General features: G+C 70.8%; 16 protein-coding genes and 1 other RNA gene. 9 read left to right on the top strand and 8 right to left on the bottom strand.

Translation table 11 applies throughout. The annotated features are described in order from the left end of the window. The first annotated feature begins 23 nt into the window (after window positions 1-23). The 5 genes from QSK15_RS18515 (at window position 24) to QSK15_RS18495 (ending at window position 4,691) form a co-directional block, all read left to right on the top strand. Window positions 24-1,253 (top strand): helix-turn-helix domain-containing protein, encoded by a 1,230-nt coding sequence (locus QSK15_RS18515; protein WP_279519045.1) that lies wholly within the window; start codon window positions 24-26, stop codon window positions 1,251-1,253. 16 nt (window positions 1,254-1,269) lie between these two features. After that, window positions 1,270-1,842 carry a flavoprotein gene (locus QSK15_RS18510; protein WP_030330214.1) on the top strand — a complete coding sequence of 191 codons (573 nt, stop codon included), beginning with the start codon at window positions 1,270-1,272 and terminating at the stop codon, window positions 1,840-1,842. Between the two features lie 106 nt (window positions 1,843-1,948). Then, the gene (locus QSK15_RS18505; RefSeq protein WP_502889630.1) at window positions 1,949-2,785 is read left to right on the top strand and encodes a Nif3-like dinuclear metal center hexameric protein; all 837 of its coding nucleotides are present in this window, start codon (window positions 1,949-1,951) and stop codon (window positions 2,783-2,785) included. Then, the gene (locus QSK15_RS18500; RefSeq protein WP_285795415.1) at window positions 2,775-3,512 is read left to right on the top strand and encodes a zinc ribbon domain-containing protein; all 738 of its coding nucleotides are present in this window, start codon (window positions 2,775-2,777) and stop codon (window positions 3,510-3,512) included. The genes QSK15_RS18505 and QSK15_RS18500 overlap by 11 nt, the downstream gene beginning before the upstream one ends. A 3-nt stretch (window positions 3,513-3,515) precedes the next feature. Continuing rightward, window positions 3,516-4,691: a bifunctional RNase H/acid phosphatase gene (locus QSK15_RS18495; RefSeq protein ID WP_285795414.1), complete on the top strand. Its 1,176-nt coding sequence runs from the start codon at window positions 3,516-3,518 to the stop codon at window positions 4,689-4,691. A gap of 17 nt (window positions 4,692-4,708) precedes the next feature. Here QSK15_RS18495 and QSK15_RS18490 read toward each other — a convergent pair whose 3' ends face one another. The 5 genes from QSK15_RS18490 to QSK15_RS18470 form a co-directional block, all read right to left on the bottom strand. Next, window positions 4,709-4,951 carry a hypothetical protein gene (locus QSK15_RS18490; RefSeq protein ID WP_285795413.1) on the bottom strand — a complete coding sequence of 81 codons (243 nt, stop codon included), beginning with the start codon at window positions 4,949-4,951 and terminating at the stop codon, window positions 4,709-4,711. Beyond that, window positions 4,948-5,319, bottom strand: a complete 372-nt coding sequence (locus QSK15_RS18485) for a YbaB/EbfC family nucleoid-associated protein (RefSeq protein ID WP_285795412.1) — start codon at window positions 5,317-5,319, stop codon at window positions 4,948-4,950. Before QSK15_RS18485 ends, QSK15_RS18490 begins: the two co-directional genes overlap by 4 nt. Further along, window positions 5,319-5,732 carry a YbaB/EbfC family nucleoid-associated protein gene (locus QSK15_RS18480; RefSeq protein WP_285795411.1) on the bottom strand — a complete coding sequence of 138 codons (414 nt, stop codon included), beginning with the start codon at window positions 5,730-5,732 and terminating at the stop codon, window positions 5,319-5,321. Before QSK15_RS18480 ends, QSK15_RS18485 begins: the two co-directional genes overlap by 1 nt. Beyond that, window positions 5,729-6,460, bottom strand: coding sequence for a hypothetical protein (locus QSK15_RS18475; RefSeq protein WP_285795410.1), 732 nt, complete (start codon window positions 6,458-6,460; stop codon window positions 5,729-5,731). Before QSK15_RS18475 ends, QSK15_RS18480 begins: the two co-directional genes overlap by 4 nt. Window positions 6,461-6,526: 66 nt before the next feature. Beyond that, the gene (locus tag QSK15_RS18470) at window positions 6,527-6,829 is read right to left on the bottom strand and encodes a hypothetical protein (protein ID WP_285795409.1); all 303 of its coding nucleotides are present in this window, start codon (window positions 6,827-6,829) and stop codon (window positions 6,527-6,529) included. Between the two features lie 202 nt (window positions 6,830-7,031). Between QSK15_RS18470 and QSK15_RS18465 the strand changes: the two genes are divergently transcribed. Together QSK15_RS18465 and mctP are read left to right on the top strand one after the other, a co-directional pair. Next, window positions 7,032-7,277, top strand: coding sequence for a DUF3311 domain-containing protein (locus QSK15_RS18465; protein ID WP_285795408.1), 246 nt, complete (start codon window positions 7,032-7,034; stop codon window positions 7,275-7,277). Continuing rightward, window positions 7,277-8,926, top strand: a complete 1,650-nt coding sequence (gene mctP / locus QSK15_RS18460) for a monocarboxylate uptake permease MctP (RefSeq protein WP_285795407.1) — start codon at window positions 7,277-7,279, stop codon at window positions 8,924-8,926. The genes QSK15_RS18465 and mctP overlap by 1 nt, the downstream gene beginning before the upstream one ends. 403 nt (window positions 8,927-9,329) lie before the next feature. Here mctP and QSK15_RS18455 read toward each other — a convergent pair whose 3' ends face one another. Then, window positions 9,330-9,791 carry a MarR family winged helix-turn-helix transcriptional regulator gene (locus QSK15_RS18455; RefSeq protein WP_210859848.1) on the bottom strand — a complete coding sequence of 154 codons (462 nt, stop codon included), beginning with the start codon at window positions 9,789-9,791 and terminating at the stop codon, window positions 9,330-9,332. A 54-nt stretch (window positions 9,792-9,845) separates the two neighbouring features. Here QSK15_RS18455 and QSK15_RS18450 point away from each other — a divergent pair, with 54 nt between their 5' ends. Beyond that, entirely contained in the window at window positions 9,846-11,078 is a 1,233-nt protein-coding gene (locus tag QSK15_RS18450; protein WP_285795406.1) for an MFS transporter, read from the top strand. Between the two features lie 256 nt (window positions 11,079-11,334). Here the strand turns inward: QSK15_RS18450 and QSK15_RS18445 are convergent, their stop codons facing one another. Continuing rightward, the gene (locus QSK15_RS18445; RefSeq protein ID WP_285795405.1) at window positions 11,335-12,096 is read right to left on the bottom strand and encodes a sulfite exporter TauE/SafE family protein; all 762 of its coding nucleotides are present in this window, start codon (window positions 12,094-12,096) and stop codon (window positions 11,335-11,337) included. A gap of 126 nt (window positions 12,097-12,222) precedes the next feature. Between QSK15_RS18445 and rnpB the strand changes: the two genes are divergently transcribed. Beyond that, window positions 12,223-12,638: RNase P RNA component class A (gene rnpB, locus QSK15_RS18440), an RNA gene on the top strand. A gap of 205 nt (window positions 12,639-12,843) precedes the next feature. On the opposite strand, the gene QSK15_RS18435 is transcribed toward rnpB, so the two are convergent. Continuing rightward, on the bottom strand, window positions 12,844-13,233 hold the full coding sequence (locus QSK15_RS18435) for a hypothetical protein (protein WP_285795404.1): 390 nt from the start codon (window positions 13,231-13,233) through the stop codon (window positions 12,844-12,846). Between the last annotated feature and the right edge of the window lie 187 nt (window positions 13,234-13,420).

The raw sequence follows: 13,420 nt of genomic DNA, 5'->3' as shown, positions 1-13,420 counted from the left end.
CGGTGGCAGGGGAGGATGGGGAGATGGACGAGCTACCCATAGGACGGCGAGTGGCCTACTGGCGGGGGCGACGCAAGATGTCCCAACAGGTCTTCGCGGACCGGCTGGGCAAGTCCAAGAGCTGGGTGGACAAGGTCGAACGCGGCGTCCGCCGGCTGGACAAGTTCTCCGTCCTCTACGAGATCGCCGACATCCTCCAGATGGACGTCCAGCTGCTGATGGGCAAGGATCCGGAGCGCCGCGCCGACGCCCTCAACTGCATCGACCAGGTCGAGGTGCAGGAGATCCGGGCGGCGCTGGAACGCTACGACTCGATGAGCGCGTACTTCGACGCGGCGCCGTTCCCGCCGCCGATGGACGACATGCGCAAGGCCGTCAACCACGCCTGGCTCACCTACCAGTACGGCCGCTACGGAATGCTCACCCGGGCGCTGCCCAAGCTGCTGCGCGACGCCCAGGCGGCCGACGCCGCGTACGGCGGTGAGCAGGCCGCCGAGGCGGCCCACCTGCTGGGCCAGGTCTACCAGATCGCCTCCTCGGTGCTGCGCAAGCTCGGCGAGTGCGAGCTCGCCTGGTTGGCCGCCGACCGGTCGATGGCGGTGGCCCAGCGGGCCGACGACCCCCTGCTGGCCGGGATCGCCACCACGCGGGTGTGCAACGCCCTGGTCGCGATGGGGCGGGCCCGTCCCGCGCTGGAGCTGAACGTCCAGATCGCCAACCGGCTGGCACCGGGTGGGAGCAACGAGGTCTCCCCGGCCCGCCTCTCCGTCTACGGGATGCTGCTGTTGCAGGGCGCGATGGCCGCGTCCCGCATCGGCGACTCGGCCAGCGTCGACGACCTGATCAACTGCGCGCAGGAGGCGGCCAACCTGCTCGGCGGGGACCACAACCACTACTGGACGTCGTTCGGCCCGACCAACGTCGAACTGCACCGGGCCGCCGCCGCGGTGGAGCTGGGCGACGGCGGGCGGGCCGTGGAGGTCCACCAGTTGCGCATCGCGGAGCCGTCCTTCAACGCGCTGCTGCCCGAGCGCCGTGCCCATCACCTGCTCGACATCGCCCGTGGCTACGCCCAGATAGGTGACGTGGCGAACGCCGGCGAGATGCTGCTGCTCGGTGACCGGCTCGCCCCGTCGGAGATCCGCTGCCGGCCGATCGCGCACGAGGTGATGTCCGACATCCTCCGTCGCACACGTGGTGCGCCGCCTTCTCCGGTAGCGGAGTTGGCTGAGCACATGGGAGTAGGGGTATGAGCGCGGAGCCGGTCTGATGGCCGGTACAACGCGCAACAGCGGGCACCGCGAGGTGCTCTACGTCATCGCCTGCGGTTCGCCGCTGGCACGGCACGTCGGTCGGCTGGTCGACCTCGCCCAACAGGACGGTTGGGACGTCTGTGTGATCACCACGCCGGACGGCGCAAAGTTCGTCGACCAGTCGGCCCTGATTCGGCAGACCGGCCATCCGGTGCGGACGCACTACAAGAATCCCGGCGACCCGGACGTGCTGCCGCCCGCCGACGCCATGATCGTCTGCCCGGCCACCGTCAACACCGTCAACAAGTGGGCGGCCGGGATCACCGACACCCTGGCCCTCGGGCTGCTGGTCGAGGCCCAGGGCAAGGGCGTCCCCATCGTGGCAGTGCCGTACACCAACGCGGCGATGGCCTGTCACCCGGCGTTTCGGGCCGGGGTGGCCCGGTTGGCCGAGTGGGGCGTCACCGTGCTCTTCGGCGACGACGTGATCGCGCTGCATCCGCCCGGGACGGGGGAACAGCACATGCACGCCTTCCCCTGGGCGATGCCGCTGGCCGCGCTGCAGACCGTCTCCTGGACCGCCGCCTAGCGCGTCCGCCCGACGCGGCCGGGCCGGGTGTCACCGCCCGGTGGCCGCCACGCCGGTAAGCTGGCCCGCCGTGAGCACAAGCGGATCCGCCCCGACTGTCGGCGACGTGGTGGCCGAGCTGGAACGGCGATTTCCGCCGGTCTGGGCGGAGGAGTGGGACCGGGTGGGCCTGGTTCTCGGCGAGCCGGCCGCCCCGGTCCGCCGGGTGCTCTGCGTGGTCGACGTGGTGCCCGAGACGGTCGACGAGGCGCTCGCCGCCGACGCGGACATGATCGTCTCGCATCACCCGCTGCTGCTGCGGGGGGTGTCGTCGGTCGCCGCGACGACCTTCAAGGGGCGGATCATCCACCGGTTGATCCGGGCCGGGGTGGCGCTCTACACGGCGCACACCAACGCCGACGTCGCCTCCCCAGGCGTCTCCGACGCCCTCGCTGCCCGCTTCGGGCTCACCAATCCACGGCCACTTCAGCGGCCCGCGCCCGGCTCGCCCGCCCACGGCGACGACCGCGGATTCGGCCGGATCGGCGAACTACCCGAGCCGATGACCCTCGTCGAACTGACCCGGCACGCCGCCGCGGTGCTTCCCGTCACGTCCTGGGGAGTTCGCGCGGCGGGGGATCCCGGGCGTATGGTTCGTACCCTCGCCGTCAGCGGCGGGTCGGGGGACAGCTTCCTCGGCGCCGCGACCGCCGCCGGGGTGGACGCGTTCCTCACCGCCGACCTGCGGCACCACCCGGCCGGCGAGCACCTCGCCGCCGATGGTCCCGCCCTGATCGACGCCGCCCACTGGGCGACCGAACGACCGTGGCTGGACGACCTGGCCGCCTTCCTCCGGGAGGCGCTGGACGTCGAGACGCTGGTGTCCGACCTGGACACCGACCCGTGGACCGTGCACGCCGCCGCACCCGCTGTGGACGACAAGGAGCCCGACCGTGAAGGCTGACCCTCAGGTGCAGCGCCGCCTGCTCGACCTCCAGGCGATCGACACCAACCTCGCCCAGCTCGCCCACCGCCGGCGTTCGCTGCCCGAGCGCGCCGAGCTGGAGGCGCTGGCCCGTGAGCTGTCGTCGATGGAGGACGAGAGAGTCCGCGCCCAGGTGGCGGTGGACGACCTGGACCGGGACATCGCCCGGTTGGAGAAGGACGTCGACCAGGTCCGGGCCCGCAAGGAGAAGGACGAGAACCGACTGGCCGCCGGCACCGGCCCGGCCCGCGAGCTGGAGGCGCTCCAGCACGAACTGGTCTCGTTGAAGCGCCGCCAGGGCGACCTGGAGGACGCCGAGCTGGAGCTGATGGAGCAGCGGGAAACCGCGCAGGGCGTACTGGACGGCGTGGAGCAGCGGCTGGCCGAGACCCGGGAGAAGCGGGCCGCTACCGAGCAGCGCCGCGACGAGGCGCTGGCTGAGATCGCCAAGGAGGAGGAGTTCAAGCGGGGCGCCCGTCAGCCGCTCGCCGCCGACCTCCCGGCCGAGCTGGTCAACCTCTACGACAAGATCCGCGAGGACACCGGACTGGGTGCCGCGCTGCTCACCGCGGGCCGCTGCGGTGGGTGCCGCCTGGAGCTGTCCGGTGCCGACCTGGCCCGGATCCGCAAGGCCGCCCCCGACGACGTGGTCCGCTGCGAGGACTGCCGACGGATCATGGTCCGCACCAACGAGTCGGGCCTGTAGGTCGTGGCGCCGCGCGTGGTCTCCGTCGAGGCCGACGGCGGGTCCCGGGGCAACCCCGGCCCCGCCGGCTACGGCGCGGTGGTCCGCGACCCGGAGACCGGCGAGGTGCTCGCCGAGCGCTCCGAGTCGCTCGGCACGGCCACCAACAACGTCGCCGAGTACCAGGGCCTGATCGCCGGGTTGACCGCCGCCGCCGAGCTGGGCGCCGCCGAGGTGGACGTCCGGATGGACTCCAAGCTGGTGGTCGAGCAGATGTGCGGCCGGTGGCAGATCAAGCACCCCGGCCTGCGGCCCCTCGCCGCCCAGGCCGCCGCGCTGGTGGGCCGGTTCAGCGCGGTCCGGTTCAGCTGGATCCCGCGCGAGCAGAACCGGCACGCCGACGCCCTCGCCAACGCCGCCATGGACGCCGCCGCCGGCCGCCCACCGGCCACCGCGACCACCGGCCGTCCCGCGCCGGCTGACACCGTGGGCCGTCCCGCGCCGGCCGCCGGCCAGCCGGCCACCGGCAGTGACCCGGCGACCGCGCCGGCCTCCTGGGAGCCACGGCCCACCTTCACCGCCACCCGCCTGATCCTGGTCCGGCACGGCGAAACCCCGTACACGGAGCAGCGACGCTACTCCGGGCGCGGCGACGTGCCGCTCTCCGAGCGTGGCCGGGCCCAGATCCGCGCCACCGGTGCCCGGGTGGCGGAGCTGGCCCCGTCCGCCGCGGCCGTGCTCAGCTCACCGTTGTCCCGGTGTACGGCCACCGCGGCGGCGATCGCCGGGGCGCTCGGCGACGTGCCGGTCCGCACCGAGGACGACCTGATCGAGTGCGACTTCGGCCAGTGGGAAGGGCGCACCTTCGCCGAGGTGCGCGAGCAGTGGCCGGGGGAGATGGACGCCTGGCTCGCCTCACCCCGGATCGCGCCGCCGGGCGGGGAGTCGTTCACCCACGTCGCCGAACGCGCCAACCGGGTCATCGCCGGACTGCTCACCGCGTACCCCGGTGAGACGGTGGTGGTCGTCTCGCACGTCTCGCCGATCAAGCTGGTGCTGCGCGACGCCCTCGCGGCCGGCGACGGTTTCCTGCACCGGCTCTTCCTGGACGCGGCCGGCATCTCGGTGCTCGACATGTGGCCCGACGGCGGCGTGGCCGTGCGGACGGTCAACGACACCGCCCACCTCGCCGCGCTCTGATCAGCGGCGGTCGGGGCTCATCGGCTCGTCCGGTCCTGCCCCGGCCGGGCGGGTTGCCCGGAGGTGCCTCTGCGGTGCAGCCACCGCAGCAGGTAGAGCGTGGGCAGGGCGAGACCGGCCCAGAGCAGCGCCAGCGCGAGCCGGATCAGGCCGGGCATCTCGCCGTCGAGCGCGAGCCCACCCAGCAGCAGGGTCACCGCGACGAACCAGACCAGCAGGATCGCGCTGTTGGCCCGCGGGGACCGGGGTCGGCGGCTCACTCCGCTGCCTCCGCGCCCGGCCCGTGCCGCAGCAGGCGCTGCGGGTCGCGCAGCACGTCGCCGACCCGTTCGTCGCCGATCGGCAACGAATCCAGCAGTGCCTGCCGGGCCTGGTCGACCTCGCGGCCGGCCGCCCGAATGGTCTCGGCGACCAGGTCACCGAGAGTCAGGTTGTCGACCGTACGACGGGCGCGGGGGTCGATCCGGACGGTGAGCAGCTCCCGGTTGCCGGACATCTCGACTGTCACTTCCCCGTCGGGCGACGAGACCACGTGCCGCCGGTCGGCGGCCTGCTCGGCGAACTCCACAGTCGCGGTGATGAGCGCGTTCATCTGCCGGGTCAACGCGCCCAGATCGGGTCGCTGCATCAGCTGGCCCTCCTCGCCGCGTCGCGGAACTCGTCCAGGGCCTGCCGCAGGCTGACCGACTGGTCCACCCCGTCGTTTCCGGTGATCTCCCGAAGTCGCTCGCCGAGCACTGCGGCGAGTCGCGTCTGGGCTTCGCGGACCGCCTCCACGCAGGCGTTGCCGAGAGCGTCCGCGTCGAGGTCCCGAATGGCCTGTGGGCTGAGGTACACCTCGGCGACCTCCCCGTCGCCGCTCACCCGGACGGTCACCGTGCCCGTCCCGTCGCTGGCGGACACGGTCTCCTCCCGCAGCGACGCCACCCGTTCGTTGAGCTCGTTCACCCGGCTCTGCACCTGTCGCAGCGACGCCTCCGTGTAGCCCTGCCGCTGGGCCTCCCGCGCCGCCGCCGCGAGCGCCTCCGCATCCCCCGTCACCGCGTCTCCCACCTGCTCGGATCACCGATCTCGATCTTCAACGACTCGGGCAGCTGGACGCTGCGGGTGTCGATCTTCCCGGCCTGGTCGGCGAACTTGTTGGCGAGCGCGTCGTTCGCGTCGCCGAGGCTCTTCGCCGACTGCCACACCAGCAACGCGAAACCCACCAGGAGGCCGATGACAGCGACCGCGAAGCCCGCCCAGGCGACGAAGATCGCCACCTTGACCGCGGGCGACACCGGACCGGAGGCGTTGGCCGCGATCGCACCACCGATGGCCGCGGCCGTGCCGACCAGGAAGGCCACCAGCGTGGTGCTGACCCCCACGGCCATTTGCGCGCAGTACGAATCCATCAGCGCGCAGGTCTGGGTCAGCCGATCCAGGGCGGGCAACAGGTCGCCGGTGGCGAACGCGTGGAACTGGCGGGCAGCCGAATCGTCCCAGTAGCCGTTCACCTTCTCGATCTGGCTGAGCAACTGCGCGTGCATGCTGTCGTAGGTGTTCTTCAGCTCGCCCCAGGTGCCCGAGTTGCCGAACCACGGCTCCGGGTCGACCACGTTCGGCATCACCAGCAGGGCGGTCAGCGACGCCGCGGCCATCCCCGACCCGGACGGTTCGAGGGCGACGATCAACGCGCCCGTCGCGGCCACCACGAGACCGCGCATCAGGAACGTGTCGAAGGCGTCGCTGTCCGGATCGGTCCACGATCCCTCGTCCCAGCCGGACACCTCGTGCTCCTCTCGGTCGTGCGGGGCCGATCAGTCGTGCGGGGCCGGTCGGTCGTGCACGGCCGGTCAGTTGTACGGGGACCGGAAGCCGTCGGCCTGGTCGGCCTCCAACTGGTCGTAGTGCCCGGCGACCCGGTGCAACGCCGTGCCGATCGCCTCGAACGTCTCGCGCAGGGTGGCCGTCACCGCGCCCACGGCGGAGAGGGACCGTTCGTAGTCGTCGACGGCGGACAACGCGAACAGGGGGAACGCCGCCGACGGCATCTCCAACCCGGACAGTGCCAAGTTGGTCTGCTGGTCCAGCTCGTCGGCGTACGTGCTGAAGGACGTGCCCAACGCCCGCATGGCCTCGACTTCGTACCGCGACACGGTAATCACCCCGCAACCCCTGGTCGCCATCAGGCTAGTAGGCAGGCACGGTCCGCGCTGTCCCGTGCCCGCAGGGTGTCACTCGGCGCACCGCACTCGCCGCTCGGCGCACGACGCACCTGACGGGTCACGTGACGGACGCCACAAAGCCGTAGCCTCCGGCCGTTACATCGAGATCCACGACTCCCCGGAGGTGTGTCAGATGGCTGCACCCGAACCGGAGGCGCCCACCACCACGGCGCCGACCAGGGCGAAGGACCACAGCCCCTGGAACTGGTTGCTGTTCATCCCCATCGTGGTGCCGCTGGTCCCGGTCTTCTTCAATGGCGACTCGCCCCGGGTCTTCGGCTTCCCGCGTTTCTACTGGCTGCAACTGGCCTTCATCCTGCTCGGCGTCGGCACCACCACGTTGGTCTACCAGATGACAAAGAAGCGGGGTGACTCCTGATGTGGCGGGACCATCTCACCGAGATCATCGTCTTCACGTTCCTCTTCCTGCTGGTGAGCGTGATGGGCTTCGTGGCCGCCCGGTGGCGGGCACCGAAGGACATGGCGCACCTGGACGAGTGGGGGTTGGGTGGGCGCAGCTTCGGCGGCTGGATCACCTGGTTCCTGGTCGGCGGTGACCTCTACACCGCGTACACCTTCGTGGCGGTGCCGGCGTTGATGTTCGGCGCCGGTGCGGCCGGGTTCTTCGCCGTGCCGTACACCATCGTCATCTACCCGCTGGTCTTCCTGGTGCTGGTGCGGCTCTGGTCGGTGTCGCACCGGCACGGGTTCGTCACGCCGGCCGACTTCGTCCGCAACCGGTTCGACTCGCCGGTGCTGGCGCTGCTGATCGCGATCACCGGCATCGTCGCCACCATGCCGTACATCGCGTTGCAACTGGTCGGCATCGAGGCGGTGCTCAAGACGATGGGCGTCACCGGCGACAACGCGCTGGCCCGGCACCTGCCGATCATCATCGCGTTCGCCATCCTGGCCGCCTACACGTACCAGTCGGGGTTGCGCGCGCCGGCGCTGATCGCGTTCGTCAAGGACAGCCTGATCTACATCGTGATCCTGGTGGCGGTCGTCTACCTGCCGTACAAGCTGGGTGGCTGGGGTGACATCTTCGCCGCCGCGGACGCGAAATTCGACGCCTCGCCCAACCCGAACGACGGCATCCTGCTCAACGGCAACAACCAGCTTCAGTACGTGACGTTGGCGTTCGGCTCGGCGTTGGCGCTCTTCCTCTATCCGCACAGCATCACCGGTGTGCTGGCCAGCCGGAACCGCGACGTGATCAAGCGGAACATGTCGGCGTTGCCCGCGTACAGCCTGCTGCTCGGGTTGATCGCGCTGCTCGGCTACATGGCCATCGCGGCCGGTGTGAAGCCGCTGCCCGGTGCCAAGGAGGGCACTGTCGACAGCAACACCGTCGTGCCGCTGCTCTTCGACCAGCAGTTCCCGGACTGGTTCGCCGGTGTCGCGTACGCGGCGATCGGCATCGGCGCGCTGGTGCCCGCGGCGATCATGTCGATCGCGGCGGCGAACCTGTTCACCCGCAACATCTACAAGGAGTACCTGAAGCGGGACGCCTCTCCGGCCCAGGAGGCGAACGTCTCGAAGATCACCTCACTGGTGGTGAAGGTCGGCGCGGTGGCCTGCATCGTGTTCCTCGATCCGCAGTTCTCCATCGACCTCCAGCTGATCGGCGGCGTGATCATCCTGCAGACGCTGCCGGCGGTGGCCCTGGGCCTCTACACCCGCTGGTTCCACCGCACCGGCCTGATCGTCGGCTGGGCGGTCGGCATGGGGTTGGGCATGTGGATGCTCTACCAGGTGGCCAGCCCGACCCGGAAGCACTTCGGCGGCTCGGCGTTCCCGCTGTCGGAGTTCGGGTTCGACACCACCAAGACGATCTACGTGGGCATCGTGGCGGTGGCGGTGAACCTGGCCGTGGCGGCGCTGCTGACGCTGGCGCTGCGGGCCGCGAAGGTCGAAGACGGGGCCGACGGCACCGAGCCGGACGACTACTTCGCCGACGAGGGCGACCCTCGGGTCACCCCGGGTACCGAGCGCGACGCCGACTCGGCCCGCGAGCCGGTCGCCTGACCGCTGATACGCCCGGGTGCCGACGCCGGTCGGTGCCCGGGCGTATCTGTGCCCAGGCTGGTCGTCTGGAGCTGGTCGCCGGGGTCGGTCGTCTCGGGTCGTCGCTGTGGACGGCGTTGTCGCGGGGCCGTGAGGTGCCTTCAGATGCTTTAGAGCTGATGTCGCAAACGAATCAGGCATCCGTCAACATGGGCAGCGAGCAAGGGCGGGGTCAGCGAGGGCTGCCGGGCCGGGCCGGCGACTAACAGGGGTGGCGGGGACTGCCGCGCCGGGCCGGCGACGTGGCGCTGTTCGGCTGTCAAGATCGTGCTCGATCATTGTTGTCGTGGTGTCGGACCGCGCGGAATGCCACTACAACCAGGATCTTGCGCGATCTTCCGGTGGCAGAGGTGTCGCGGGTCGGTCAGCGGGGGCGGTTGCGGTTTATCAGGGCCTGGTTGAGGCGGCCCAAAAGGGCGGCGAGGGTGGCGCGGTCCTCGGCGCTCCAGTCGGCCAGCATGTCGCCGTAGAGCCGGGTGCGGGCGGCCTGGACGGCGGCCATCCGCTGCAGACCGGCCGGGGTGGGGGAGATGACGGTGCCGCGACCGTCGGACGGGTCCGGGGTACGGGTGATCAGGCCGTCGCGCTGCAGCGCTGACACCTGACGGGTGACCGTGGAGCCGTCCAGGTTGAGCCGGGCGGCGAGCGCCGAGACGTTCTGCGGGCCGGCGTCGGCGAGGTGGCGCAGGATCACGTACGCCGCGCGGTCCAGCACCCGGTGCTCGGCGGTGCCGGTGGCCCGCCTTGTGGCCTCGCCGAAGCGCATCAGCAGGGCGACCTCGGTCTCGATCTGGCCGAGGGTGCTCTCGTCACTGTCGTCGCTCATAGCTGTATGATACAGAATAAGTACCTGTACGATACAGCTATCTGAGGAGTCGGAGTGGATCGGCGTTCCGAACCGAACCGCAGTGCCATCTACGCCACCACCCTGGTGGCCTTCCTCGCCATCGCCGGCATCGCCGTCGTCGACCCGATCCTGCCCGCCATCGGCGACGCGATCGGCGTCACCGCCTGGCAGGTCGAACTGCTGTTCACCGCGTACATCGCGGTCATGGCCCTCGGCATGATCCCGGCGACGCTGGCCAGCGGCCGGTTCGGCTTCAAACCGGTGCTCATCACCGGCGTCTCCGTGGTCGGCCTCGCCGCCATCCTCGCCTCGTTCAGCGACAACATCGTGCAGCTCTCCGTGCTGCGCGGCGTCTGGGGGCTGGGCAACGCGATGTTCTTCGCCACCGCCATGGTGGTGCTGGTCAACCTGGCCATCGACCGGGAATGGGTGGTCGGCCTCTTCGAAACCGCCCTCGGCCTCGGCTTCGCCGTCGGACCACTGATCGGTGGCCTGCTCGGCGAGATCAGCTGGCGGCTGCCGTTCTTCGTCTGCGGCGTCTTCATGGTCCTCGCCCTCGGCGTGGCCTCCCGCAAACTCCGCGAACCCACCAACCGGCAGGCCCCGGTACGCCTCGGCCAGATCTTCAGCACCTACCGCCGGCCGGCCTTCATCGCACTCTGCGCGGTCACCGCCGCGTACAACTTCGTGTTCTTCGTGGTGCTCGGCTACACGCCGCTCTTCCTCGGCCTGGACATCATCCCGCTGGGGCTCGCGTTCACCGGATGGGGTCTCGGCCTGGCCACCGGCATCCTGGTCATCGGTCACCGGCTGGCCCACCGCATCGGCGCGGTGCAGACCGTCGGCGTGGCCATCGTTGGGCTGCTGGTCTGCATGGTCCTCTTCGCCACCTCCAGCAGCACCGCCGAGTCGCTCGTGGTCCTGGTGCTCGCCGGGCTCTGCATGGGGCTGGCCAACGCCAACCTCACCGACCTGGCGCTCGGCCTCGGTTCCACCGACCGGCGCGTCGCCACCGGCGCGTTCAACCTGGTCCGCTGGGGTGCCGCCGCACCGGCACCGATCATCTCCGGCAAGCTCGCCGAGCAGTCGCTGTCGCTGCCGTTCTGGGTGGGCTTCGGGGTGCTCGCCGTCGGCGTGCTCGTCTACCTGGCCTTCGCGCACGTGATGGCCGCCGGCTACGGCGAGCGGGTGCTCTGGTCCCGCTGGAACCGCAGTGCCGCCAGTGCCGAGAACACCCCCGAGGAGCCGGTCGGTGAGGCCTACTGACCGCCGCCCCGCCGCCCCGCCGCCCCGCCGCCCCGCCGCCCCGCCGCCCCGCCGCCCCGCCGCCCCGCCGCCCCGCCGCCCCGCCGCCCCGCCGGTCCGCGACTTCACCGGCCAAGATCCGGACAGTTTCGGGGAAACTGCTGCCTCGCCGCCGATTGAGGCAGCACCTCCCCTGAAGTTGCGCGGATCTTGGCCGGGGCGCCGGGCGCACCGGCCGCGCGGGGCGCGGGGGTGTCGGGGGTGTTGGGGGTACCGCTCAGCGCAGGGCGCGCCAGAGCAGGTAAAGACCGATCGTCGTACCGAACACCACGATCACCGTCTTGAGCACCACCGGCGGCAGCCGACGGACCAGCCGGGCACCCGCGTACCCGCCAATCAGGGTGGCCGGCGCGACCACCGCGACGGCCGCCCAGTTCAACGGGCCGAACAGGGCGAATACCACGAGCGTGGTGCACCCCACCAGCGCGGAGAGCAGATTCTTGATCGCGCTCACCCGGGCCAGGGTCGCGTCCAGCACCAGGGCCAGTCCGGCCACCAGCATCACCCCGAGCGCCGCACCGAAGTACCCGCCGTACACCGCCCCCAGCGCGACCATCGTCTGCACCGCTACCGTCCGCTGGCGTGGCGACATGTCCCGGGGGTGACCGACCAGCCGGCGCAGCGGATCCTGGAAGGCCAGGACCGCCGTCGCGCCGAGGACCAGAAACGGTACGACCAACTCGAACGCGCGGGCCGGAGTGGCCAGCAACAGCAACGCCCCGACGATCGTGCCCGCGATGGTGGTGGGCACCAGCGTGGCCAGCGCACGCGGACGCGGCAGGTCCTGCCGGCTGCCCGCCACACTGGCCAGATACCCGGGGAACACCGCGACGGAGTTGCTGACGTTCGCCGGCACCGGCGGCAACCCGACCGCGATCATCGCCGGAAAGGTGATCAGCGAACCCCCGCCGGCCACCGCGTTGACAGTGCCAGCGGCGAGACCGGCGGCGAGCAGCAGCGCGGCGTGGGAGAGATCCATAGCCCCACGAGGCTAGCCGTCACCCCGCGAGGCGGATTCGGCGGACCGTCATGAGCTGGGCGATCTTGCCCAGGCGGGGCGGCAATACCGGCAGCACGCTCGTCGTTAGGATGAAAGCGCGACGGACGAGTCGACCGGGCGGCCGCGTCGGCGGGTTTCGGCCCGCCGCCGAGGAACGTCCGGACTCCACAGGGCAGGGTGGTTGTTAACGGCAACCCGGGGCGACCCGCGGGACAGTGCCACAGAAAACAGACCGCCGACCCCAGCGGGGACGGTAAGGGTGAAACGGTGGGGTAAGAGCCCACCAGCACCCCGGGTGACCGGGGTGGCTCGGTAAACCCCACCCGGAGCAAGGCCAAGCAAGGGCCGTCACCGCAAGATGACGACCCGGCGCAGACGCTTGAGGGCTGCCCGCCCGATGTCTGCGGGTAGGCCGCTAGAGCCTGTCGGCAACGGCAGGCCGAGATGGATGGCCGCCGCCGGCGCAAACCCCTCGGGGTACGCGCCGGGCACAGAATCCGGCGTACAGGTCGACTCGTCCGTCGCCCACCAGCTCAGAGCCGTGATCAAGGCTCTGAGCTGGTTCTATGTCCGGGTGCCGATGGTCGTTCTTGGTCAACGTTGGGCGGCGTTTGACGCCCTGACGACGCCCTGACGCCCTGGAGACGCCCTGAGCGCCGGCTCAGCAAGCCCCGTACCAGCTTGGCCGCTGTGGCAACGCCGGGGAGCAATCCGCCATAGCCATCACTACAACTCGTGCCACTCTCCTGCCCGACGAGTATCACCCGTGCGGACGAACTCTTCGACAACCTGCCAGGCGCGTTCAAGGTTGAGAACGAAGTACGCGGTGAAGTCGACCAGGTCGTCCAGCACCACCACTTCCGCATCTGCGTCCGCAGGCTCACCGGCGGCCAGGAGGGACACGGCATCCTCGTCCGTCAAGAGATGGACGACCGCCGCAGAACCCGCGAACCCGAGTGTCAGCACAGGGAACGCGGCGCTGACCCGTACTTCGAGGTAGCCGCGCCCCTGGGCACGCAGTTCGTTGAACCGCTCGATGAGGCCGGCGAAGTCCGACCGCTCCACCGGAGCGAACTTCCCTGACGTCGGAGACGTGGCGCTCCACGAAATGGTCACCCGGCAACCTCCTCGACGACCACGAGGGTACGGCTGCGGAGCGCGATCGGGCCGGGGTGCCTCCTGACGTGCTCCCGGTGACCCGGTGACCCGGTGGCAAGCCAGTCCTGGGGTTGGACTGGCGCGGCAGGCGGAAGCCCCGACCACCCGCGCAGAGTGGCCACGAAGGCTTCCGGCACGGCCTGGC

The sequence above is a fragment of the Micromonospora sp. NBRC 107095 genome, assembly GCF_030269705.1.
Lineage (GTDB): Bacteria > Actinomycetota > Actinomycetes > Mycobacteriales > Micromonosporaceae > Micromonospora > Micromonospora parva.
The sequence above is the reverse complement of the archived record's forward strand: the minus strand, read 5'-3'. Positions and strand labels throughout refer to the sequence as shown.